Source organism: Mycolicibacterium arcueilense (assembly GCF_058536225.1).
Map to the genome: position 1 here is coordinate 33,885 of NZ_JBZTYL010000026.1, position 22,804 is coordinate 56,688.

A 22,804-nucleotide genomic window follows, 5' to 3' on the forward strand; every position below is an offset into this window, starting at 1 on the left:
CTCAGGCAACCCCGTCGACCGGTACAGCGTTCCCCTTCACGGTGTTGAGGATCTGCACGATGTTGTCGACGTCGGCATCGGCGAAGACGTCGTCGGGGCCGGTCGGCGCATGGTCGATGTAGGGCGACTCGTACAGCCGGGCCGGTTCGACCACGCCGTTGGCGGTGAGTTCGGTGATGATCAGATTGATGAACCGGATCTGGTCGGCGCCGAATTTGGCACCGTCCAGGTATCCGGAGAAGGCGTCGACGGCAGCCTCGTGGTCCAGGCCCACCAATCCGCGAATGAACAATCCCAGCCCGTGCGCCTGCTCCTTGGCCAGTGCGATGTCGTCGGCCCCTCCGGTGCCGCTGTCGACCAGCATCTGTTCCAGGGCCGCGAGGTCGGCGGAGGTGAGCGGTTTGTTGCGGCGCAGACGTTGCAGCGCAACGTGGTCCTGGTGCTGTTTGAGGTAGGCCCTCGCCTTGAGCTCGAAGCGTTCCCAGTTGGTGCCGGGCGTGATGCCGGGCAGGTCGACCAAGGTGGACTCACCGAGTTCGTCGGCGAAATCGGTGTAGACGACGACTTTCTTCGCCTTCTCGAGGAAGCGGAGCAGACCACGCAATTTGCGTCGCGCGTGCTCAAGCATCGGCAAGGTGACATCCACCCACCATTGGTCGCCGGCGACGTCGTCCAACAGCTCCTGCTGCGCGGCGATCGAGGGAATTGCGGTCTGGTTCAACAGTCCTGACGCGATGTCCTGAATCTTCTCGCGTAGTCGCTCGGCGGCCAGGGCGTCGTCCTCGAGTTGGGCGAGTTGGCGGCGCAGGATGAGCATGTCGAATCGCTTGGCGTCTTCGTCGTCGTCTTTGTGTGTCGACGGCAACCCGGCCAGGGATTCGGCGACGTCGCCGGCAGTCTCGGTGCTCAGGGTGCCTGCCCACGGTTCCCACCGGGCGTACTGCTCCACCAGGCGTCGATGCGGACGCACCAGGAAGTTGTCCAGTGTCATGCCGGCCACGATGCGGTGAAGCGACCACGCCACGTCGACGCGCAGACCACGGTCGGTCTCGGTCCCCTGCCCTTCAACGGGGTCGGCTTCGGTGGGCGGCTGCAAATGATCGAGGGCGGTGATCAACCCCAGGCGGGTTTCGAACAGCCTCTGGTTCAACGACTTCTGCAACGACCCGGGCGAGCCGGGCAGGTCCTGGCTGAAGTATTCGAGGTTGCCGCAGTAGTCGAAGACGTAGAAGTTCTGCTTGTGCTGGCCGGGACCGAACAGGTCCGGGCACAGCCGGGTGCCGCGCCCGATCATCTGCCAGAACTTGGTTTTCGAGCGGACCAGCTTGAAGAACACCAGGTTGACGACCTCGGGTACGTCGATGCCGGTGTCGAGCATGTCGACTGAGATCGCAATGTGCGGGGCTTTGTCGGCGACGGAGAAGTCGTCGATCAGTGATTGGGCATGCGAGATGCCGTGGGTGATGACGCGTGCGAAATGCCCGGCCAGGTGGGGATATTGGATGTCGAAGCGGCGGGCGATGAACTCGGCATGGTCGCGGTTCTTGGCAAAGATGATGGTCTTGCCCAGCCGGTCACCGGCCGCGACGCGATGGCCCTTGGCCATGAGGTCGGCGAGCACCATATCGACGGTGCTCTCGTTGAACAGCACCTTGTTGACCTCCTCGGAGGTCACCTCGTCGGGGGTGTCATCATCGCCCCAGTCAAGGGCTTCCCACTCGTCCTTCTCGGCCTCCGGTAGATCGGCGTAGCGGATTCCGCGATCGAGAAATTTCGTGCCGCCGGAGATTCCCACGGCCGGCACCAGGAATCCCTCCTTGACTGCGTCGTCGAGACCGTAGGCGTCGGTCGGTACCCCGTCCTCGAGATGGAACAGGCGATAGGTGTTGTGGTCGACCTCGTCCTTGGGGGTCGCGGTCAACCCGACCAGCAGTGAGTCGAACCAGTCGAAGATGGCCCGGTATTTCTGGTAGACGGAGCGGTGGGCCTCGTCGATGACTACAAGATCGAAGTATCCCGGGCCGAATTTCCTTGTCCCCGTGCTGGTGTCGTTGATCAGGTTCATCATCGTCGGGTACGTGCTGACGTAGACACGGCCGTCGGCGACTTTCTCGGTGAGGAGGTTCACCGTGGTGGCGTCGGGCAGATGGGCCTTGAAGGCGTTCGCGGCCTGGGTGACCAACGCGGTGCGGTCGGCCAGAAACAGCACGCGCTTGACCCAGTTGGTCTCCATCAGTTGCTTGACCAGGGCGATGACGGTGCGGGTCTTACCTGAACCGGTGGCCATCACCAGTAGGGCTTCTCGGCGCTTGCCGGTGAAGCTTTCATCGATGGCCCGGATGGCGCGGTGCTGGTAGTGGCGCTCGACGATGGCCGAGTCGATGGGCGCGTCAGCGAGTGCCTGTCGGGTCTGACGGCGTTGGATCATCAGTTCCAGCTCGTCGCGTGTGTAGAAGCCCTGGATCGGTCTGGCGGGGTAGCCGGCGGCGTCATCCCAGATCCAATGGTCATATCCGTTGGTGAGGAAGATGACTGGGCGCTGGCCCGTCATCTTCTCCAGGCAGTCGGCGTACAGCGTGGCCTGCTGTTCGCCGACGTGCGGACTCTTGCTGGTGCGCTTGGCTTCCACCAGCGCCAGCGGGAGCCCGTTGGCGCCCCAGAGCACATAGTCGACGAATCCGCGTCCGCCCTCGGTCGGCATGCCGGTGACCTCATACTCGCGATCCTTGGCGTCGGCGAGCGGCCAGCCTGCCTCGTTGAGCAGGAGGTCGATGAAGGTGTCGCGGGTCTCGGCTTCGGAGTAGTCGCGGTTGTCGGGTTGCTTGTTGGCGGCCTGGGCCTTCTTGATTTCCTCGCGCAACCGGGCGATCTCGGCATCCCGCGCGGCGGCCAATTCGTCTTTCTCGGCGAGGGCCCGGGCGTGTGCCTCGTCCTGGGCGGCGAATTTCGCGGCGAGTTTGCCGGCTTCCTGGCGGGTCAGTGGTGCAGCCTTGGCCGCCAGTTTCGGATCGAAAGGCAGCTTCAGCGGCGCGGCCTTCGGATAGGCCGAGTAGTGAAAGACCGCCCACACCATGATGTGGTGCAGTTCGCGCAGTACGGCCAGGGCGATGTTCGGCGCGATCGCTTTCGGCTCGTGCGCGGCCGCGTTGCCGGCCTTACGAATCAGGTTGAGCTTCTGCACGATTGCCGGGGGCACCTTGGAGCGGAACGGCGGCTCGTTGATCCGGGCCGACAGGTCGTTCTTGTAGGGCAGCGGCAGATCCAGGATGTCGTAGATCAGGCCGACGAGTTGCTCGATGCCACGTCGGCTGTAGATGCATGCCGAGCGTGGGTCGGTGCTGAGATAACTTTCGGCGCGGGCGCAGTCTTCGTGAATCTCGGGCCAGTCCGCGGCGCCGATGAACGCGAAGTTGGTCACGACGCTCCTCCTGCGGTCAGTACGTTCAGGACCCGCGGTGCAAAGAACCGGCGTTTGTATGCGTCCGCGTCCACTACGTCGAGGACACCGAGATCCATCAGCTGTCCGATGAGCTTATTAGCTCGACCGTAAGAAACTGCGAGCGCGGCCTCGACGTTGCGGACGGTGAACGACGAATGCGCGACGGCAAAATCGACGAGGGCGTGTGCGCTGTCAGCCCGTAGTGCTGATGCTCGGATGACTTCTTTGAGTTCGGCTTGCACCCTGACGAGTTCGAGCATTTGACGTCGCGTGGCGCTCGCAGATTCCCGTAGGCCCAGGGCGAAGAAGCGGACGAAGTCGTCCCACGCTGCGTCGGTGCTCACCGCGAGCAGGCGGTCGTAGTACTCGCTGCGCCGAGCCTCGAACCATGGGGAAACGGTCAAGGTTGGTTCGGTCAAGACACCCGCTGCGTATAGGTGAAGGATGATCAGCAACCGACCCAGTCGGCCGTTCCCGTCTCGGAATGGATGCAGGGTCTCAAGCTGGTAGTGCGACATCGCGGCCGCAACGACAGGATCGATCGTCGTGGTGTGGTCACGGCGCATCCAATCGACGAGATCCTGGAGTCCGGTTGTCAGGTGGTCGCCCGGCGGTGGCGGGATGAAGCGCGCGGCATGGATCGGTGGGAGATCGGGGCCTGCGTCGCCGCGCCGGCCAATAACGACCTGTGTGTCGCGAATGCGTCCCGACTGGTCAGCCAAGGGCGTTCCCTGCATGAGCAGGCCCTGTAGGTCTTCCAGAAGGTGTGTAGAGATCGGCCGACCTTCGGCCACCCATCGGAAGCCGTAGTTTGCCATCCGCACGTAGTTCAAGATTTCGACGAGTTCCGCCGATGTGGGTTCTTCGTCATCTGCCGTCAGAACTTGGGCAAGCGGTGCGTATGTACCTTCCAACGCGGATGTGCTCTGCGCTTCCCGCCGTAGGGCCGGCATTCGCAGGAGTGTGGGGTCCGGAAGCTGTGAGGCTGTGCTGTCCAATGCAGCCAAAGCTGCGCGAGCTGCGGAAACCGCGAGAAAAGTGGGCGTGCTGAGCGTCGGCATCTCGTTGAGCAGTGGCGCCGGAACAAAGGCCTTGTGACGCCAGTCTCCGGACGACGGGTCCGTGCCGACGATGTCGACGAGAGCGCCAGATCGCTCGTTTACGAACATGGTGACGTCCACAATGTCACTCTACTGCCACTTGTGTGACATTGTCTGTCGATCGATGTCATTTAAGGGCTGTTTCTTGCTTATTTGCTCGGGATGTCGGTGGGTCACCGGGCTCGAGCGGAAGACTGTCGAGCATTCGAGGGCTCCTTGCGTGAGGCGAACCGGTTTGTATATCCGATGCCACTGACAACCTGGGCGGCAAGTGACGCGTTGTCGCCGAGGGTTGTCGACCCCGACCACACGGCACGGGTAACTAGGCTGGCAGATGTGAGTGCCCACGATCTCGACGGCGGCGACGCTGCCGCAGCACGAGTTCGGCGAGGGCGTCCGGCGCGGATCAACCGAGAGCAGATTGTTGCTGCCGCCCTCGGCGTCGCCCCGGCGCCGCTGACCATGCAGGCGGTCGCTGACGTTCTGGGCGTCGACCGGAAGTCGGTCAAGTACCACATCGGCGATCGCGAAACCCTGTTGGCGCTCATGGCATCAGCGGTGTTCGAGGCGGAATTCGATCGTGTCCCACCGCCGGTCGATGGCGACTGGCGTGATGTGTTGCGGTGGTATGCGTACCGGGCGCGCAATGCGATAACTCAACTCGGGGTGCACGACGCGTTCCCGATGGAGGGCGCGATCGGCCTTGCGGCGTTGGACCAAGCCGAATTCGTCCTCCACACCTTGGTCGACGCGGGCTTTGCCGTCGAGCAGGCAGGCCGGGCCGCCAACACCATCGCCGAGCTGGCCCTGTCCGCGGCCCGCGATTCTCTGCTGCGCGGCGGGGGAGGTGTGCATCCACAACACGAAGAGGCCTTGGCGGCCATACACATTGGTGACGGAAACGCCTACGCGTTACTGCAGCAGGTTCTGGCGGCGATGTCGGCGGAACCTGACGAGGACGCGCAACTGGAGTTCAACCTCGATGTGGTCATCGCCGGGCTGACGACGATGCTGTGAGCAAGCTGCCGGGGTGCTGATCGGTTCTGGTATCCAGACCGTATCGTTCCATCTCGTCTAGCGGCGAAGGCGCACAGCGCGCTCGTCAGCACCGAAGGAGTCGATACATGGGCAAGCGGTTGATCGCAGTGATCCTGGCAGTGCTGGCGGTCGCCGTGGGCTGCGGCAAAAGCGACAACGCGGCCGCTGCTGTCGTCACACCCGGCCACGACCAGACATCGCCCTCGGACGCCTACACCGCCTCCGCCGAGGAGGGACCCGACGAAAACGGGGGCAAGACCTGGGTCCCCGTGATTCGCGACAAAGCCGGCCAGGAGGTCTTCCACGACCATTCCTCCTACCGCACCCCCGGGGTGGTGATCACCTGGCTGCCCACCGAACCTGAACAGCTCTGGGTGTATTCAGGTGATGAAGGGGTCTACCGGATCGCTCCCGGCAGCCACGGTGGGTGGACCAGGAGCGCCGTCAAACGCGAGAACGTGCCGTCGGAGATATCCAACCTCTGGGAGTCTTCCCGTTCCTGAATGAACGCACCGCCCATCGGGTGCAGACTCGAGTGCGAGACGGAGGGAGAAACAATGATCGATGTCCTTCCCGACATGCCCGAGGGCGTGTTCGGTATTCGAGTGTCCGGCCGGGTGCGCGGTGATGACTTGCGTGACTTCCGGCCGACGATGGACGAATTGCTGAAGACCGGGGAGATCCGGATCGTCGAGGTCATCTCACCGGACTATGAGGGCTTCGGGCCCGGCGGACTGGTCGAGGATATGAAGCTCGGCTTCGGCGCGCTGCTCGAGCATCACTCGGCATTCAAACGGATTGCCGTGGTGTCCGATAGGGAGTGGGTGGCCCATGCGATGCACGCGTTCGCCTGGATGATTCCGGGGGAGCTCAAGGTATTCGGGCTGGGCGAGCTCGATGCGGCCAAGGAGTGGGCTGCGGGCTGAGATCGAGCGAGTCGTGTCACGATGTCGGGCATGACGATCGTTCTGGTGCACGGCAATCCGGAGACTGACGCGATCTGGGGTCCGCTGGTCGATGCGCTTGGACGCGAGGATGTCGTGCGGTTGTCACCGCCGGGATTCGGGGCCCCGCTACCTGACGGCTTCTCGGCGACATATGTGGCCTACCGGGTCTGGCTCGAGAGCGAGCTTGAAGCCATTGACGAGCCGGTTGACCTTGTCGGGCACGACTGGGGTGGTGTGCACGTGGTGAACGCGATGATGCATCGACCCGACCTGGTGCGTAGCTGGGCAAGTGACATCGTCGGAGTGTTCGACGCCGAATACCAGTGGCCTGACATGGCCCAGGCATGGCGGACGCCCGGCAAGGGCGAGCGGCTCGTCCAGAACATGCTGGGCGGCACGGTTCAAGACCGGACCGCCGTATGGGCCGCGCTGCTGCCGGAGGACATCGCAGCGTCGATGGCACGCGCTCAGGGGCCGGATATGGGGCAGGCGACCCTTCGGCTGTACCGTTCGGCAGGAATGCCCGGTGACATGGCCGAAGCGGGCGGTGGGCTGGAGCGGGCGAGTGCGCGCCCCGGTCTTTCGCTACTGGCGACGGCGGACCCATACGTGGGGTCCGAAGAAATCCGGCGTCGCGCAGCCAGCCGAGCAGGGGCCTCCACCGAGGTGCTCGACGGACTGGATCACTGGTGGATGGTGCAGGACCCAGCCCGCGGTGCGGCGGCGCTTTCACGATTCTGGAAATCACTCGATTAGTCCCGGTCCGTGCCGCGGCGAGTCGGCGATCGCCAGTGTCATTCGTCGCCTGCTCGGGCAGACGCGTCGAACCGGATGTCCCACAGGTGGACGTGGCCGGGGATCTGCTGGTCCATGAAAGCTGACCAGTCCTCGTACCTGTCTGCCTCGGCTTGCCACTGATCCGCCTCGACATCGCGGCCGACGCACCGCAAGGTGTCGGCCGCGTGGCGTTGCAGAGCTTGTCCCAAGTCGTGCATGCAGATTTCGTCGAGCATCCCGATTGCCTGCCGAGCGATGCCGTCGATGGCGTGATCCACCCGATGTTGTGCCACCGTTGCGAACCTCAGCTCGGCGACCGCCCAGTGGAACGCGGCGTCGGCAGCGCGCATCGGGTGGTACATCTCGTCGCGCTCGATCAAGTTGGCGGCCAGTTCCTGGGCCAGGGTTATCGACTCCTCTGACGGTGCAAGGAAGTCGATCAACTTGCGAAACGTCCAGAGCATCAACTCGGGCATGTCGGCATCGACTTGCCGGGCGAGCGCCACCGCCTGTCGGTAGGCGGACTCCGTGCCGTCGAGATCGCCTAGTTCCGTCAGGATTTCGCCGAGATGGATACACACCTCCGCGGCGTGAACGATGTGGCCTCGCTCCATGGACGCATCCACTGCAGCGCGAAGGTCCGCCGCCTGTTCATCGAGCGGCTTCGGTGGCGGTTGCGTCGCTTTCACCAGGTCCCGGTGCTTCCTGCTGATCCGGCTGAGCTCGTCGGCGATCTCTGACACAGTGTCGAAATCCGTACCCTGGATCAACGCCGGATCGAGCATGTCGAAGACCCGCGAGCGGGCCTCGCTGTAGTGGTGCAGTGCCGCTTCCAACTCTCCCGCAGCGAGCGCCTCGTCGCCGAGCTGTTCGAGCTCATCCGCTGACAGACGCGTCGGCTCGGTCATCGGGCGACCTCCGATCCGTCGACGCCGGCGGCCAGCACGATGATGTCATCGAGCGCCTCCGACAACAGGATTCGATCCTCGGGGCCATCGCACTGTGCGGCCATCCGAGCCTGGACGAACAGCAGCTGCATGAGCCGACTGAACACGAGGTCGTCGGTGGTGTGGATCAGCGCCTGCACCGCCCGGTTGTCCCAGTTCACCACCAGATGCGGAAGGTCGCTGCGCCCCGGCGAATCTGTGTCGATCTGGCCGTGACCGATGAAGACGGCAGGAAGGTCCGTCGATGGAAAACGGCGCACCACAACCCGACTACCCGATGCCAGCAGCGCGTGACTGCCGCGCTGTTCCAGCGTCGCCACGGCACCGTCGGCGTCGGCAGACGGCACCGTCAGCGCCGCCACCTCGGACGCCGGATAGGCCCGTGTGACGGTGACCCCGGACATCACTTGCGGCAGCATGAGCAACACTTCCTGGTCCAGAGCGTGGCCCGCGTTGACGACGATCCGCCCGCCTGGGTTGAAGCTCGCGATGGTGCGAAACTCCTTGACCGACGCAGCGAAAAGGACGTTCGGGTTCCGGCTGACGATGTCGACCAGACGCAGGTGTCCTTCGGTTGTCTGCATGGTCAGCATCGGCAGCACTACTTCGGCCAGCTCACGATTCTCCGCGTCGATGCAGTGCGTCGCAGCGGATCTGAGCTCGAGTTCGTTGTCGGTGACGAATTCGGCGAAGCGCTCGGGATCGGTGTCGGCCAGGGAACGCAGCCACTTCAGCGCGGCCTGTGCGAGCGCGCGTCGAGTCCCGGCCTGTACCGCGTTGTTCATGATGGCCTCGCGGCTGGCGGTCGGCTCAAGCTTGGTCGAGTTGACCACCGCCCAGGCGAAGAACGCCCATGACGGCAGCAGCGCGCCTTCGGCGTCATCGACAAGCATGTCGTTGACGTAGACGCGATTGCGGCGGACGGAGGTGGTCCGGCGCGACGGAGTTCCGATGTACACCACGCCCTCTAGTCCCAGGGTCTCGTCGGCAATCTCGATGGCATCGAACTGCCTACCCACCCCGACGCCGCCATAAACGGGCGAGACACCCTGCAACACACCCGACCGGTGAGCGCCGAAGTCGCGTACCCACGGATATTCACGCGAAACCTCCTTCGGGCCTTGGCTTGTCAGCACCTTGACGGCCACCGGAAGGAACTCGGCATACTTCTGCACGAGGGGGCTCACCTGCTCAGCCCGTGCCCACCCGATCATGTCCGGGCGCGGCTGCAGCCGCACGGTGGTGCCGACCGCCGCTTCGTCGGTGATGGTGCGGATCGTGCAGGTGCCGTCGCTGCGGCCCACCCACTCGATCGGGTCCGCGCCTGTCGCGCTTCGCGAGACGACGGTGATCTCGTCGGCAATCAGGAAACAGCTCAGCAAGCCGATCCCGAACTGACCGATGTATGTCCGACGACTCCGCTGCAGTTCGTCGCTCTTCGAACTGGCGCCGACGGTAGCGAGGAACTGGTCGACCTGTGCAGGGCTGACGCCGATTCCGGCATCGGTGAGTGCGAACTCGTCGGCGGGTGAGTGCGGCGAGGCCACTCCGTAGGGAGAGATCGTGATGACGCGTGGCGCAGGTGCGTCGTCAAAGGCGTCGCGGGCCGCGATGGCATCCACCGCGTTCTGGATCAGCTCCCGCACATAGACGCCGGGACTGGAATACAAGTTTTTGCTGAGTAGCGCGATCACCCCGCCGAGATTCACTCGGAAGTTCTGTTGTTGAAGCTCGGACATCCCCGGCCCTCCTGTGTCGGCTCGTTTGAGAACCGGACAGATTCGCACGGGGTACCGACAAGTCGGTGCGCTCCGAACTGGTGCGGAGTGGGTGCCCGCGACGGTGGGAACATGGATGGGTCGATCAGCATCATTACGGGGGGGGCAGCATGGGGGAGTCGTCGACGAGCGGGAGCGAGCCGACCTTCAGCACCGATGACCGGCGGCGGCACGTGCGCCGGCTGGCGTTGGAATCGTTGGAGCGTCGTGGGGTACGGGTGCGTCCGGCCCCGCAGGACGCACTGGGTGACGACTGTTTCATCGACCAGACGGGAAATCACTACCGGCTGTACAACCTTCAGCTGCAATGTGCGCAGCGCCCGCCGGCCGAGTGGGCGGGCGCTGTCGAGTTTCATTTCGATCAGCAGTTCGCCGGCCGCTCGGATCCCGGGCCGGCCGAACTTACGGACGCCGAATTTCTGGCGCAGGTTCGCACGCGCCTGCAGACGCCGGACACCTCGGGCATGACCTCGATGCGGTACGCCCGCCCGGCGTTCGACGGTCTGGTGGCCGAGCTGAGTCGTGACCTGCCGACGGTGGTGAAGACGGTGGGTGACAACGACGTCGTCGGCCGCGACCTAAATTTCCTCTACGAGGTGGGTCAGCGCAACACCGATGCCGAGCCCGTGACCGTACAAGCGTTGGACCGCAACGTGTTTGCGTTGGCCGGAGATTCCTTCTTCATCGCCTCGAAAGCTCTGAACCTGCCTCGGCTGATCGAGACGGTGCTCGGGGGAGCCGCACCGCTGGGGGTGGTGTTCAGCGTGCCCCACCGCAGTCTGCTGTTCCTGCACGCCGTCGGCGAGGCCACCGCTGATGCAGTCAATTGGCTCGCTTCGGTGACGGTGGGGCAGACCGAGAATCCGCCTGGCGGGGCGATCAGCCGGGATACCTATTTCTGGCACGGAGGCGCGGTGCAGCGCATCACCCAGATCGACACCCAGGCCCGCAGCATCAGTCTGCTGGGTGACGGGGCGTTCGGTGAGGCGATGACTCAGCTGTAGTCGAGATCAACGCCAGGGTCGCGCCACGCGTCGGGAGACGACCGTAGCGTCGCGTTCGGCGCGCCAGCGCCGACCGCGAACCTACCTGTCGAACTTCCCACTCAAATACTCGACGCGGCAAGCGTTTCGGGCGAGCTTGCCGCTCGTCGTCCGGGGGATCACGCCGGCGGCGACCATGCGCACATCGGCGACCCGGATCTGGTGATGGCGGGACACTGCCGCGCGCACCGCGTCGACGATCGGTCCGGGCTCGGCGCGTCCGGCTCCCGCGGCCCGCTCGGCGACGATCACCAGTTCTTCACCGCGGTCCCCGTTCACCGAGAACGCGGCGACATAACCCGAGCGCACTGCGGGCGATGACGCGCTGACCGTCGTCTCGATGTCGTGCGGGTAGTGGTTGCGGCCGTCGATCAGGATCATGTCCTTGATCCGGCCGGTGAGGTACAGCTCGCCGTCGATGTAGACGCCGAGGTCGCCGGTGGCCAGCCAATGGCCGTTGTCGGGTACCTCGTCGGCGTGGCTACCGGTCGTGAGCCGGGTCTGCAGTTTGTTGGCGAACACCCGCTCGCTCTCGTCGACGCGACCGAAGTATCCCTGGCCGACGTTGTTGCCGTGCAGCCAGATCTCGCCGACGGTCCGGTCCGGCAGTTCGTCGCCGTCGGCGCCGGCGATCACCGCCCACTGGTTCGGAATCGGCTGTCCGCAGGACACGTGGGCCACGGCGCCTTCGTCGGTTGCTGCAACGGTGACCGCGCGTCCGGCACTGAGCTGGTCGCGGTCGAGGTACACCGCACTGGCCGCGGCGCTCGGCGCGATGCTGGCCACCGACAGGGTGGCCTCGGCCATGCCGTAGGACGGCTTGATCGCGGTCGCGGGCAGCCCGTACGGGGCGAACGCGGAGGTGAACTTCTCGACGGCGGCCATCGTGACCGGCTCGGACCCGTTGAGGAGCGTGACGACGTTGGTCATGTCCAGCGTCTCGCCCTCGGGCGGCAGGCCCCGCTCGGAAGCCAGCTCGAAGGCGAAGTTCGGGGCGGCGGCGAAAGTGCGTCCGTGGGCAGCCTCTTCGGCCAACCGCTTGATCCAGCGGTACGGGCGGCGGACGAACGCCATTGGGTCCATCAGGCTGATGTGGCCACCGCACAGCGCCGGGAACATGATCATGATCAGGCCCATGTCGTGGTACAGCGGCAGCCAGCTGACACTGCGGATCCCGGTGTCGAGGTCGCCGGCCAGGATCATCTGGATGACATTGGTACACACGTTGCGGTGGGTGATCTCCACACCGGCCGGGGTGCGTGTCGACCCGGATGTGTACTGCAGGTAGGCGATGTCGTCGGAGTCGACCGACGGGCTGACATACATCTCGGCCAGCGTGTCCGGCACGGCATCGACGGCGATCATGCGAGGCCGCTCGGCGGCGGGCAGCGTCTTGATGAAGTTGCGGACCGATTCGGCCGCTGCGGTCGTGGTGAGCACGACGGTGGGCTTGGCGTCGGCCAGCACGGCGGCCAGTCGCTCGGTATGACCGGCCAGGGCCGGCGCGAACAGCGGGACGGCGATGTTGCCGGCGTGCACGGCCGCGAAGAAGGCCGCGACGTATTCGACACCCTGCGGAGCCAGGATCGCGACGCGGTCGCGGGGCTGTGTCACCTGCTGCAGTCGGGCGCCGACAGCACACACCTGCGCCCACAGAGCGTTCCAGCTGAGCTCGACCGCTTGGCCGTCAGGATTGGTCGAGTAGTCGAGGAATCGGTAGGACGGCTCATCTCCGTAGATGAACCGGTTGCGATCCAGGAACGACGTCAGGGTGACGCCGTCGGGTACGACAATCGTGCCGTCATCGCGGACGTAGTTCTCGATGTTCGACGTCGACGTATCAACGGCACTGGTTGCGAAGGGATCCCGACCCATGCCGTAAGACTAATAGTGACTCTAATAAAGCCTGGCAGCGCGGTCCGGTGTGGGTTGTCACGAGGTGTGGAAAATGTGTCGTGCGTCTCTTTTTATCGCGGCCCATCCACGGCATAAGTGCCGTTATCGTCGGTGAACTCCACAATCACCCTGCGCAGCGTGTCATTTATCTCAACTGCGCAAGTGAACGTCGCTCCGGCCCGCACGACCGGATTCCGGCCGTTGTTGCACGCGACCGCGACGACGCGGTTGGCCCCGTAGCCGTTGATCGGATCGGACAGGATCTGTGCCACTCCGGACTCGGCCTGATGGACATCGAGTCGGGTGCTGTTGGTGTCCGCGCGGCTCCACGCCCACAGCCCGGTGCCGATCACCGCGACTGCCACGACGGCGACGATCGCACCGATGAGCAGACGCCGGTCGGGTCGCGTCGGCTCGGGTCGCGGAGTCGGCTGCGACGGTGCGGGCCGCGGTTGGTGTTGCGGCGACGGTTCGGGCCACGCGCGGTGCTGAGGCGGTGCCGGTTGTCGTGGGGGTGGTGGTGGCGTCCATCCGCGCCGCGGCGGGGGAGCGCCCGGTGGCGGCGTGCCACCGGGCAGGGGTGCGCCGCCCGGCCGCGCCCACCACGGCTGCTCGGGACCGCTCATCGGTTCTCCTCGACTGGACTCATCGGCTCACGGGAACCTCTGGTAGCACTGTGCGTCATCGCCCTGCAGGCCGGACCGGTAGGCCAGGATGCGGGTGAACCCCGCCGGCAACACCCTGCCGTTGACGTCGCTGGCGGCCAGCCCATTGGTGAGCAGGCTGCTGATCGCCTCGTCGGTGTCACCGGCTGACAGCGTGATCGGCAGACCGGGCTCGGCCATCCTGGCCTGGCCCACGCCGGTCAGGCAGCCGGTGCGCATCGCGGCCACGGGAGTGTCGAGCGTCAGGCCCTTCTCGTGTTGCACCGCCATGGCGTACCGCGATGTCAGGACGGAGATCGCCGAGTTGTCGCCTTGGAGGAGCTCCTGCTCGTCGTTCTCGTTTCTGGCTTCCCCCAGGGCTTTCAGCCCCGCCAGGTCGACCACGATGGTGTTGGTCGCCGGGCAGTAGGACGCCGGCGGCGACGGTCCGGCGTCGGGGCAGGCGCTCGGCTCGGTAGTCAACGTGGGTGGGTTCGTGGGTGCGTAGACCTGCCGCAGCGACTGCATGGTGTGGTCCAGCAGATTCGCGGTGATCGTGCTGTTGGCGCTCTGCGGGCCGCCGAAGAAGTCGAGAAATTTGGGCAGATCACCACGGCGCTTGGTGATCTCGTCGGAGTCCATGGCGGCGCACTGGTCGACATTGCCGCTGAAGCCGATCTGGAAGGCGCTGACCCGGTCCAGCGCCGAACCGTGCTCGTTGCCGGTGAGCGTGGCGTCGACCCGGGTCATCAGGGGATCGCGGATGTAGATCAGCCCGGCCAGGACATGGTTGAGGCCGTCGCCGGTGCTCAACTCGAAGCGTGGGGATTTTCCGGCGGCGACCCAGCGCAGGTAGACCCCGGCCAGGCAATCGGCCTGCTGCTCGGCCACCAGCACGGGCGTGCTCTCGTTGATCAGCCGTGCCTGTTGCTGGACGGCGTGGCCGTATTCGTGGGCCATCACCCCGACCACGCCCATCTGGCCGAAGTACTGCGCCGCCACCGGAATCGCGACGCCGCGGTCCCAGGCCATCACGTCGCTCTTGAGGCAGTAGAAGGCGTTGGTCAGCCCGACAGTGCTTTCCCCGCAGATCTCGAGCCCGGGGGAGGCGTCGGAGTTGTAGGACACCAGGCGGGCAACGGGGGTGAAGGTTCCCGGCAGGGAACCGCCGCTGTAGTTCTGCGACCAGAAGTCCTCGATGTCGTCGATGGCCCGCAGGGCGAGGTCATCGATCTGGCCGCCATCGGTGTTCTCGGCCCGGCGGGTCGGCCCGGGGGCATCGGGTCGGGTGCCGCTGTGGCCGTCGGTCACCGGCAGTCCACCCACCCGGTCGGGTAGGAACAGCATCGAGGTCGCCCTGCCCCCGATCACGGGGGCGTCGCCGCATCCGGCCAGCAGCGCCGCACAACAGGCCAGACCGAGCCACCAGCGAAGCCTCGCCAACTGATCCGCCTTCCACGCGATCCACCCCAGCCAGTTCTACCTGTTCGCGACGACGTTCGGCGCGGGCCACCGATGACCTGCGGGACAATGGCGGCGCCATGTACACATTCGACGATCTGGTGACTCGGGTACTGGCCCGTGCAGCGGAGCCGGGGACGTCCGTCATCGGGATCGCCGGGGCGCCGGGGGCAGGCAAATCCACGCTGACCGAGGCGCTCGTCGCCGCCGTCCGGGCCCGGCTCGGCGACGACGCGGTGGCGCACGTTCCGATGGACGGATTCCATCTCGCCGACGTGGAACTGCGCAGGCTTGACCGGTTGGACCGCAAGGGTGCGCCGGACACGTTCGACGTTGCCGGATACGCCGCGTTGTTGCGTCGTATCCGCGGACGCACCGAGGTGGTCTACGCCCCCGGTTTCGAACGCGACATCGAGCAGCCGGTGGCCGGTGCGATCCCCGTGTTCCCGGACACGGCGGTGGTGCTCACCGAGGGCAACTACCTGCTGCTCGACGATCCGGCGTGGTCGGCGGTGACCGCGGAGATCGACGAAATCTGGCTCTGCGTAATAGAAGACGATGTCCGCGTCGCCCGTCTGGTGGCTCGTCACATCGCCTTCGGGAAGCCGGCCGGTGCCGCGCGGCGCTGGGTTGCCCAGGTCGATGAACCCAATGCCCGGTTGGTGGCGGGGACCGCCGAGCGCGCCGATCTGGTGGTCCCGGTGGCGGCCGTGAGGCCCAGCTCACACTGATGTCGTTTGTGTGCATAATCACGGTTTGGTGAGTTGCTATAACCCTCGGTGAGAGCCATGATTGTGGTGGTAAATCTGGAATCATTCCAGAAAATCAGCGCGAGATTGGATAGGTTGCAATGGCACTTTTGTCGATTGGTTCTCAGTTCCCGGAATACGACCTGACGGCCGTGATTGGTGGAGATCTGTCCAAGGTCGACGCCAAGCAGCCCGATGACTATTTCACCCGCGTCACCAACAAGGACGACGAGGGCAAGTGGCGGATCATCTTCTTCTGGCCGAAGGACTTCACCTTCGTGTGCCCCACCGAGATCGCCGCGTTCGGAAAGCTCAACGAAGACTTCGACGATCGCGACGCCAAGGTGATCGGCGTTTCGGTGGACAACGAGTTCGTCCACTTCCAGTGGCGTGCACAGCACGACGACCTGAAGAAGCTGCCTTTCCCGATGGTCTCGGACCTCAAGCGTGAGCTCACTGCGGCGGCCGGCGTACTCAATGCCGACGGTGTCGCCGACCGGGCCACCTTCATCGTCGACCCCAACAACGAGATCCAGTTCGTCTCGGTGACCGCCGGTTCGGTGGGGCGCAACGTCGACGAGGTGCTGCGCGTTCTCGACGCGCTGCAGTCCGACGAGCTGTGCGCCTGCAACTGGAAGAAGGGCGACCCGACGCTGAACGCCGGCGAGCTGCTGTCCGAGGCGGTCTAGTCATGAGCATCGACAACATCAAGGAAGCACTGCCGGAGTACGCGAAGGACCTCAAGCTCAACTTCGGCAGCATCGTGAAGTCCACGGAGCTCAACGAGCAGCAGCTGTGGGGTGCGTTGGTCGCCACGGCCGCCGCGACCAAATCGCAGCAGCTGCTGAAGGAGATCTCCGAGGACGCTCTCGACGTGCTGAGCGCGGAGGCGTACCACGCCGCCCTCGGTGCCGCGTCGATCATGGGGATGAACAACGTCTTCTACCGCACCAAGGGGCAGCTCGACGGCCGCTACGACGACCTGCGGGCCGGGCTGCGGATGAACATCATCGCCAATCCCGGTGTGCCCAAGGCTGACTTCGAGCTGTGGTCGCTGGCGGTCTCTGCCATCAACGGCTGCTCGCACTGCCTGTCCGCGCACGAGACCGTGCTGCGCGACGCCGACGTCTCCCGCACGACGATCTTCGAGGCCATCCGGCTGGCGTCGATCGTGTCCGGGGTGGCCCAGGCGTTGCTCACCGCGGACGCGCTCGCCGGAGTCTGATACGTAAGGTCCCAGAAATGGGCTTACGCGCATAACCCGACAGATAAACTCGCCTCTCGCGATTCTGAGAGGCGAGTTTTCTGTTGACGGCACCAACGAGCGACACCCACACCGCCCGCATCGACGCCACCGTGCGCAAGGCGATCACCGGTGCATCCATCGGCAACGCCGTCGAGTGGTTCGACTTCGCCATCTACGGTTTCCTGGCGACCTACATCGCCGGCAACTTCTTTCCGGCCGGCAACGAAACCGCCTCGCTGCTCAACACTTTCGCCATCTTCGCCGCCGCATTCTTCATACGTCCGCTCGGCGGCTTCGTGTTCGGTCCACTGGGTGACCGGTTGGGGCGTCAGCGGGTGCTCGCCGTGGTGATCCTGCTGATGTCGGCGGCCACGCTGGGCATCGGCCTGCTGCCCACCTACGACACCATCGGTGTGGCCGCGCCGCTGCTCCTGCTTCTGCTGCGGTGCCTGCAGGGATTCTCCGCCGGCGGCGAGTATGGCGGTGGCGCAGTCTATCTCGCCGAGTACGCGAGCACGCGGCGACGCGGCTTCACCGTCACGTTCATCGCATGGTCGGGGGTGCTGGGATTCCTGCTGGGCTCGGTCACCGTCACGCTGCTGCAGGCATTCCTGGCGACCGAGGCGATGGAGAGCTACGGCTGGCGTATCCCCTTCCTGGTGGCGGCGCCGCTCGGCCTGGTCGGTCTCTACATCCGGCTGCGCCTCGACGACACTCCTGAGTTCGCCGAGCTCGACGAGGCCGACCGGGTGGCCACCTCGCCGTTGCGCGAAGCCGTGGGCACCGCGCGACGGGCAATCCTGCAAGTCATCGGCCTGTTCATCGTGTTCAACGTCGGCTATTACGTCGTCTTCACCTTCCTGCCGACGTACTTCATCAAGGCGCTGCACTTCAGCAAGACCCAGGCGTTCGTCTCGATCACCCTGGCCAGTCTGGTGGCACTGATCCTGATCCTGCCGTTGGCCGCGCTGTCGGACCGGATCGGGCGCAAACCGCTGCTGATCGCCGGCTCGGCCTCCTTCGTGGTGGGCGCGTACCCGCTTTTCCTGCTGATGAATTCGGGATCGGTGGCAGCGGCGATCGTCGGGCACTGCCTGCTTGCGGCCATCGAATCCGTGTATGTCGCGACGGCGGTGACGGCCGGCGTGGAGCTCTTTGCGACCCGGGTCCGCTACAGCGGCTTCTCGATCGGCTACAACATCGCGGTCGCGTTGTTCGGCGGGACCACCCCGTATGTGGTCACCTGGCTCACCGCGGCAACCGGCAACAACCTGGCCCCCGCGCTGTATCTGGTTGCCGCGGGAGTCGTCTCGGTGGCCACCGTCCTGACATTGCGCGAGAGTGCGGGGCAACCAATGCGTGGCGTGGGCGACCCGCCGGGGCAGCAACGTGCCACGATGACACCGTGAGCACGACAAGAGGACGTCCGACGGGTGGGAAAGAAGGACGCCCGCCTAGGTCGAATGTTGGGCTGCGCCCGACGAAAGCCGACGTGGCCAGGCTGGCCAACGTCTCGACGGCGACCGTCAGCTATGTCCTCAACAATGTTCAAGGGCAACGCATCTCGGAACAGACCCAGGCCGCGGTGCGCAAAGCGGCGGCCGACCTCGGTTACCGACCCAACCTTGCGGCCCGCAACCTCGCCGTCGGCGGCAGCGGTGTGGTGCTCTACATCGTGCCGCGCACCGACCTCGGCGAACTGCCCCTGGAGGTCGGCAGTCGGCTCACCACCGCGCTCGGCCGACACGGCATCGTGCTGTCGATGCAGCTCGAGACCGACGACGGTCAGAACATCGTCGACGCGGTTGCGAACCTGAACCCGGTGGCCGTTGCCGGCGTGTTCCCGCTCACCGGCGCCGCTGCGGCGGCAGTCGAAGCGGCGAGGATCCCGCAGATCTACCTGGGCAGCGAGAAGTTGCGCGCACTCGGGTCGCTGCATCTGACGGTCGGGGCGATGCGGGTGGAGCATCTGATGTCGCGGGGCCACACGCGCCTGGGCTTCGCCTATTCCGGCGCGGAGGTGCTGCGGCCGCTCGGTGACTACTGGTTGTCGGGTCTTCGCATCGCCGCCGACGCGCAGGGCCTGCCCGAGATCGAGGTCGACAGCGTCGCCACCGACGGGTCCGATGCGGCCGCCGTCGTGTCGAGATGGGTGTCAGCGGGCGTGACGGCGGTGTGTGCGCAGAGCGATGAGACGGCGTTCGTGGTCCTGCACGGGATACGGCGAGCCGGCTTGCGCTGCCCTGACGATCTCGCGGTCATGGGAGTTGACGCGATACCGCTGGGTGCGGTGAGTTCCCCGCCGTTGACCTCTGTCGTGTTCGACGCCAAGACCATTGTCGATGCCGCGGTGCCGGCCATGATGGCAGAACTCGGATACCCCACGGTCGCCGACGTGGAAGACAACGACCCTGCCGGGCTCATCGTGCGCGACAGCACCTGAGCATTACAGGCGAACGGCATACCGTAACCCGTCCGGACCTTGTCCGGGGGTGGTCCCGACGTGTAACTTACGCGGGTAAGTAACTCTCCGCAGCCCTCAGAGAGGCGGACCGCCGTGAGTGTGAGCACCACCAATGACGTGTATTTCGATCCCTATGACGTCGAGATCAACGCCAATCCGTATCCGACGTTCGCCCGGCTCCGCGAGGAATCGCCGCTCTACTACAACGAGCAGTACGACTTCTACGCGCTGAGCCGCTTCGCCGATGTCAACAAGGGCCTCGTCGACCACGAAACCTTCAGCTCGGCGCGCGGCGCAATCATCGAACTGATCAAGGCCAACATCGACATCCCGTCGGGCGCCCTGATTTTCGAGGATCCGCCGATCCACACCGTGCATCGCAAGCTGTTGGCCCGGATGTTCACCCCACGCAAGATCAATGCGCTGGAGCCCAAGATCCGGGAATTCTGCGCGCAGTCGCTGGACCCGCTGGTGGGAGCAGGCAAGGTCGACTTCATCAAGGATTTCGGCGCGATCATGCCGATGCGGGTGATCAGCGCGCTGCTCGGGATCCCCGAGGACGACCAGGAGATGATCCGCGACCACGGCAACGACCAGCTGCGCACCGAGGCCGGCAAGCCGATGAAGGCGGCACAGGAAGGTCTGGTCGACGGCTCGATCTTCGAGACCTACATCGACTGGCGTAAGGACAACCCGTCCGACGACATCATGACCGACCTGCTCAATGTCGAGTTCACCGACGAGCACGGGGTGACCCGCAAGCTCACCCGCGAGGAACTGCTGATCTACATCAACGTGGTGGCAGGTGCGGGCAACGAAACCACGACGCGGTTGATCGGTTGGGCGGCAAAGGTTCTCGCCGAACATCCCGATCAGCGGCGCCAGCTGGCCGAGAATCCCGCGCTCATCCCGCAGGCGATCGAGGAGTTGCTGCGGTTCGAGCCACCGGCCCCGCACGTGGCGCGGTATGTCACCCGCGACGTGGAGTTGCACGGCCAGACGGTTCCCGAGGGCAGCGTGATGATGATGCTGATCGGCGCGGCCGTCCGCGACAGCCGCCAGTTCCCGCCTGACGGTGAGGTTTTCGACATCCACCGCGAGCAGCGTCAGCACCTGGCGTTCAGTGTCGGCACCCACTATTGCCTGGGTTCGGCGCTGGCACGCCTGGAGGGCCGGATCGCGCTGGAGGAGATGCTCAAGCGCTTCCCGGAGTGGGACGTCGACCTCGACAACGCCATATTGTCACCGACTTCGACGGTCCGCGGCTGGGATTCGATGCCGGCGTTGATCCCGTGAACGACGCTTGCGGAGCGAACCGTACCTGGACACGCGGGAGCCGAGCCTGCGAGGCAACCGCGTGACGGCCTCGCTGACCGTCCCCAAGGACTGGACCCAGGTCACGCCCGAGTGGTTGACAGCCGCGCTGGCCGATCACCACCCCGATGCGGTGGTGGACCGCGTGGCGGTCGACATGCGCGATGACGGCACCAACCGCCGTGCGCGCCTGTCGGTCACGTACTCGTCGGGGACCGGTCCTTCGACGGTGTTCGCCAAGGCCGTCGATCCCGGGCACAAGGAGATGATCAAGTACACCAGCGGTCTGCTCCATGAGCCGAGGCTGTTCAACTCCAAAGTCGAACTGCCGCTGGAGCATCCGACGGTGTACGCGGCTCCGATCGACGAGGGCGACGAGGACTTCATGCTGGTCATGGAAGACCTCACGGCACGCTCGGCAGACCCGCGGGATGCCACCAGGCCGCTGACCGTGGAGCAGGCTGCGCACGGCGTACGCGGCCTGGCCCGGTTGCACGGCGCGTTCTGGGGCGCGCGGGTGCGCCGCCCCGGACTGGAGTGGCTGGAACCGTTCGAGCCGTGGGACGGTATGCAGTGGGCGCCCTTACCCGCTGCGCTCGAGCGGTTGGGTGACGATGCGCCGGCGTCAGTGCATGCGCTGACCATCGACCATCTGGTGGAGGGGATCTGGAAGCCGTTCATCCGGACCCTCACCGCAGCCGGCGTCCCGCAGACGCTGCTGCACGGTGATCCTCATATCGGAAACACCTACCTGCTGCCCGATGGGGATGTCGGATTCCTCGACTGGCAGGTGGCCCGTCACGGCAACTACTCACTGGATCTCGGCTACTTCCTGCAGGGTGCGCTGACGACGGAAGACCGAAGGGTGGCCGAACGTCAGTTGCTCGAGGAATACCGGGACGCGCTGGAGCTTCCGGCCGAGGAACTGCCGTCGCCCGACGAGATCTGGCTGCGATACCGGGCCTCGGTCGCCCACGGTCTGATGACCTGGCTGGCCACCGCCAGCGCGGGAGAGTTGTGGCAGCGTCCGGACATCGCACTGGCGCTGGCTCAACGGTATTCAGCGGCCTACGAAGATCTCCAGACCGCGCAGGCGCTGGCCGACCTCATCGGTCGGTGACATCGGTCAGGCAGACCGCCTGACGGGAATCCTCGATCCGGACGGCCGCGGAACCACTACGGTGTCCGGCATGACAGGTGTGGTGGTGACAGGTGCAGCGTCGGGGATCGGCCGGGCCAGCGCGGAGGCGCTGATCGCAGACGGTCGTCGGGTCGCGTTGTGGGACATAGCGCCCGAGGTCCGCGAGGTGGCCGAAGGGTTGGGAATGCCCTCGACGGTGATCGACGTCTGCGATACCGGTGCGTTGACAGCAGCCGTCGAGGAGTCGGCGCAGGCGCTTAACGGTATCGATGGTCTGGTGCATGCCGCGGGCCGCGTTCTCCCCGAACCGGTGGGCACCTTCACCGAGGAGTCCTGGGACGCGGTGCTCGACGTGAATCTGCGTGCGCAGGCGCTGTTGGTGCAGTTGCTGTTGCCGCATCTGGAGAAATCCGCATCTGACGGTGGGTCGCCCGCCGTGGTCGGCATCTCCAGCATCGAGGGCCTGGCCGCCAACCCGTTCATCCCGGCCTACTGCGCCTCCAAGGCGGGCTTGCTCGGTATGACGCGGTCGATGGCTGCGCAGTTGGGCCCGTTGGGGATTCGCGTCAACGCCGTGTGCCCGGGCTTCATCCACACCCCGATGCTCCAGATCGCATTGGACGTCGAGGAGATCCGGGCGAGCTTCGAACAGGCCGCGCCGCTGGGGCGGCTGGGGAAGCCCGACGAGATCGGGGCGGCCGTGGCATTCCTGATGTCACCGAAGGCGTCGTTCATCACCGGTACGCAACTCGTCGTGGACGGGGGAGTGACCAGCCGTCACGCGTGACTGCGCGATCCCTACGACGAATGGCCAGTTATG

20 protein-coding genes are annotated in these 22,804 nt (G+C 65.4%); 13 read left to right on the forward strand and 7 right to left on the reverse strand.

The genetic code is table 11. The annotated features are described in order from the left end of the window. Position 1: 1 nt before the first annotated feature. Complete coding sequence (locus AC4LGL_RS24370; RefSeq protein ID WP_491841015.1) at positions 2–3,418, reverse strand: DEAD/DEAH box helicase family protein; 3,417 nt, start codon at positions 3,416–3,418, stop codon at positions 2–4. Next, entirely contained in the window at positions 3,415–4,620 is a 1,206-nt protein-coding gene (locus AC4LGL_RS24375) for a Fic family protein (RefSeq protein WP_491841016.1), read from the reverse strand. The genes AC4LGL_RS24370 and AC4LGL_RS24375 overlap by 4 nt, the downstream gene beginning before the upstream one ends. A 255-nt stretch (positions 4,621–4,875) precedes the next feature. Between AC4LGL_RS24375 and AC4LGL_RS24380 the strand changes: the two genes are divergently transcribed. From AC4LGL_RS24380 to AC4LGL_RS24395, 4 genes are all read left to right on the forward strand, one after another. Continuing rightward, entirely contained in the window at positions 4,876–5,556 is a 681-nt protein-coding gene (locus tag AC4LGL_RS24380; RefSeq protein ID WP_491841017.1) for a TetR/AcrR family transcriptional regulator C-terminal domain-containing protein, read from the forward strand. A 107-nt stretch (positions 5,557–5,663) separates the two neighbouring features. Next, positions 5,664–6,080 carry a hypothetical protein gene (locus AC4LGL_RS24385; RefSeq protein ID WP_491841018.1) on the forward strand — a complete coding sequence of 139 codons (417 nt, stop codon included), beginning with the start codon at positions 5,664–5,666 and terminating at the stop codon, positions 6,078–6,080. A 54-nt stretch (positions 6,081–6,134) separates the two neighbouring features. Continuing rightward, entirely contained in the window at positions 6,135–6,503 is a 369-nt protein-coding gene (locus AC4LGL_RS24390; protein WP_491841019.1) for a SpoIIAA family protein, read from the forward strand. A gap of 30 nt (positions 6,504–6,533) precedes the next feature. Further along, positions 6,534–7,280 (forward strand): alpha/beta fold hydrolase, encoded by a 747-nt coding sequence (locus tag AC4LGL_RS24395; protein WP_491841020.1) that lies wholly within the window; start codon positions 6,534–6,536, stop codon positions 7,278–7,280. 38 nt (positions 7,281–7,318) lie between these two features. Here the strand turns inward: AC4LGL_RS24395 and AC4LGL_RS24400 are convergent, their stop codons facing one another. After that, a complete protein-coding gene (locus tag AC4LGL_RS24400; protein WP_491841021.1) occupies positions 7,319–8,209 on the reverse strand; it encodes a hypothetical protein in 891 nt (296 codons plus the stop codon). Beyond that, positions 8,206–9,987 (reverse strand): ATP-binding protein, encoded by a 1,782-nt coding sequence (locus tag AC4LGL_RS24405; RefSeq protein ID WP_491841022.1) that lies wholly within the window; start codon positions 9,985–9,987, stop codon positions 8,206–8,208. The genes AC4LGL_RS24400 and AC4LGL_RS24405 overlap by 4 nt, the downstream gene beginning before the upstream one ends. Positions 9,988–10,136: 149 nt before the next feature. Between AC4LGL_RS24405 and AC4LGL_RS24410 the strand changes: the two genes are divergently transcribed. After that, positions 10,137–11,030 carry a hypothetical protein gene (locus AC4LGL_RS24410; RefSeq protein ID WP_491841023.1) on the forward strand — a complete coding sequence of 298 codons (894 nt, stop codon included), beginning with the start codon at positions 10,137–10,139 and terminating at the stop codon, positions 11,028–11,030. An 81-nt stretch (positions 11,031–11,111) separates the two neighbouring features. On the opposite strand, the gene AC4LGL_RS24415 is transcribed toward AC4LGL_RS24410, so the two are convergent. From AC4LGL_RS24415 to AC4LGL_RS24425, 3 genes are all read right to left on the reverse strand, one after another. Then, complete coding sequence (locus AC4LGL_RS24415) at positions 11,112–12,944, reverse strand: fatty acyl-AMP ligase (protein ID WP_491841024.1); 1,833 nt, start codon at positions 12,942–12,944, stop codon at positions 11,112–11,114. Between the two features lie 92 nt (positions 12,945–13,036). Continuing rightward, entirely contained in the window at positions 13,037–13,591 is a 555-nt protein-coding gene (locus AC4LGL_RS24420; RefSeq protein WP_491841025.1) for a DUF4333 domain-containing protein, read from the reverse strand. A gap of 27 nt (positions 13,592–13,618) precedes the next feature. Next, the gene (locus tag AC4LGL_RS24425) at positions 13,619–15,052 is read right to left on the reverse strand and encodes a neutral zinc metallopeptidase (RefSeq protein WP_491841026.1); all 1,434 of its coding nucleotides are present in this window, start codon (positions 15,050–15,052) and stop codon (positions 13,619–13,621) included. 98 nt (positions 15,053–15,150) lie between these two features. On the opposite strand from AC4LGL_RS24425, the gene AC4LGL_RS24430 reads away from it, so the two are divergent. The 8 genes from AC4LGL_RS24430 (at position 15,151) to AC4LGL_RS24465 (ending at position 22,771) form a co-directional block, all read left to right on the forward strand. Next, positions 15,151–15,801, forward strand: a complete 651-nt coding sequence (locus AC4LGL_RS24430; protein ID WP_491841027.1) for a nucleoside/nucleotide kinase family protein — start codon at positions 15,151–15,153, stop codon at positions 15,799–15,801. A 119-nt stretch (positions 15,802–15,920) separates the two neighbouring features. Beyond that, complete coding sequence (locus AC4LGL_RS24435) at positions 15,921–16,508, forward strand: peroxiredoxin (RefSeq protein WP_491841028.1); 588 nt, start codon at positions 15,921–15,923, stop codon at positions 16,506–16,508. A gap of 2 nt (positions 16,509–16,510) precedes the next feature. Next, positions 16,511–17,044, forward strand: a complete 534-nt coding sequence (gene ahpD / locus AC4LGL_RS24440) for an alkyl hydroperoxide reductase AhpD (protein WP_135359092.1) — start codon at positions 16,511–16,513, stop codon at positions 17,042–17,044. An 83-nt stretch (positions 17,045–17,127) separates the two neighbouring features. Then, complete coding sequence (locus AC4LGL_RS24445; RefSeq protein WP_491841029.1) at positions 17,128–18,474, forward strand: MFS transporter; 1,347 nt, start codon at positions 17,128–17,130, stop codon at positions 18,472–18,474. Positions 18,475–18,536: 62 nt separating this feature from the next. Next, positions 18,537–19,508, forward strand: coding sequence for a LacI family DNA-binding transcriptional regulator (locus tag AC4LGL_RS24450; protein ID WP_491841383.1), 972 nt, complete (start codon positions 18,537–18,539; stop codon positions 19,506–19,508). Between the two features lie 114 nt (positions 19,509–19,622). Then, the gene (locus tag AC4LGL_RS24455; protein WP_491841030.1) at positions 19,623–20,825 is read left to right on the forward strand and encodes a cytochrome P450; all 1,203 of its coding nucleotides are present in this window, start codon (positions 19,623–19,625) and stop codon (positions 20,823–20,825) included. Between the two features lie 61 nt (positions 20,826–20,886). Beyond that, the gene (locus AC4LGL_RS24460; protein ID WP_491841031.1) at positions 20,887–21,963 is read left to right on the forward strand and encodes a phosphotransferase; all 1,077 of its coding nucleotides are present in this window, start codon (positions 20,887–20,889) and stop codon (positions 21,961–21,963) included. A gap of 70 nt (positions 21,964–22,033) precedes the next feature. Further along, positions 22,034–22,771: an SDR family NAD(P)-dependent oxidoreductase gene (locus AC4LGL_RS24465; RefSeq protein ID WP_491841032.1), complete on the forward strand. Its 738-nt coding sequence runs from the start codon at positions 22,034–22,036 to the stop codon at positions 22,769–22,771. Positions 22,772–22,804 lie beyond the last annotated feature (33 nt).

Bases quoted from the DNA above. Each gene is read 5' to 3' on its own strand.
- AC4LGL_RS24430 (WP_491841027.1), top strand. From the start codon at position 15,151: ATGTACACATTCGACGATCTGGTGACTCGGGTACTGGCCCGTGCAGCG.
- AC4LGL_RS24415 (WP_491841024.1), bottom strand. From the start codon at position 12,944: ATGGGTCGGGATCCCTTCGCAACCAGTGCCGTTGATACGTCGACGTCG.
- AC4LGL_RS24405 (WP_491841022.1), bottom strand. From the start codon at position 9,987: ATGTCCGAGCTTCAACAACAGAACTTCCGAGTGAATCTCGGCGGGGTG.
- AC4LGL_RS24390 (WP_491841019.1), top strand. From the start codon at position 6,135: ATGATCGATGTCCTTCCCGACATGCCCGAGGGCGTGTTCGGTATTCGA.
- AC4LGL_RS24410 (WP_491841023.1), top strand. From the start codon at position 10,137: ATGGGGGAGTCGTCGACGAGCGGGAGCGAGCCGACCTTCAGCACCGAT.
- AC4LGL_RS24395 (WP_491841020.1), top strand. From the start codon at position 6,534: ATGACGATCGTTCTGGTGCACGGCAATCCGGAGACTGACGCGATCTGG.
- AC4LGL_RS24435 (WP_491841028.1), top strand. From the start codon at position 15,921: ATGGCACTTTTGTCGATTGGTTCTCAGTTCCCGGAATACGACCTGACG.
- ahpD (WP_135359092.1), top strand. From the start codon at position 16,511: ATGAGCATCGACAACATCAAGGAAGCACTGCCGGAGTACGCGAAGGAC.
- AC4LGL_RS24420 (WP_491841025.1), bottom strand. From the start codon at position 13,591: ATGAGCGGTCCCGAGCAGCCGTGGTGGGCGCGGCCGGGCGGCGCACCC.
- AC4LGL_RS24385 (WP_491841018.1), top strand. From the start codon at position 5,664: ATGGGCAAGCGGTTGATCGCAGTGATCCTGGCAGTGCTGGCGGTCGCC.
- AC4LGL_RS24400 (WP_491841021.1), bottom strand. From the start codon at position 8,209: ATGACCGAGCCGACGCGTCTGTCAGCGGATGAGCTCGAACAGCTCGGC.
- AC4LGL_RS24465 (WP_491841032.1), top strand. From the start codon at position 22,034: ATGACAGGTGTGGTGGTGACAGGTGCAGCGTCGGGGATCGGCCGGGCC.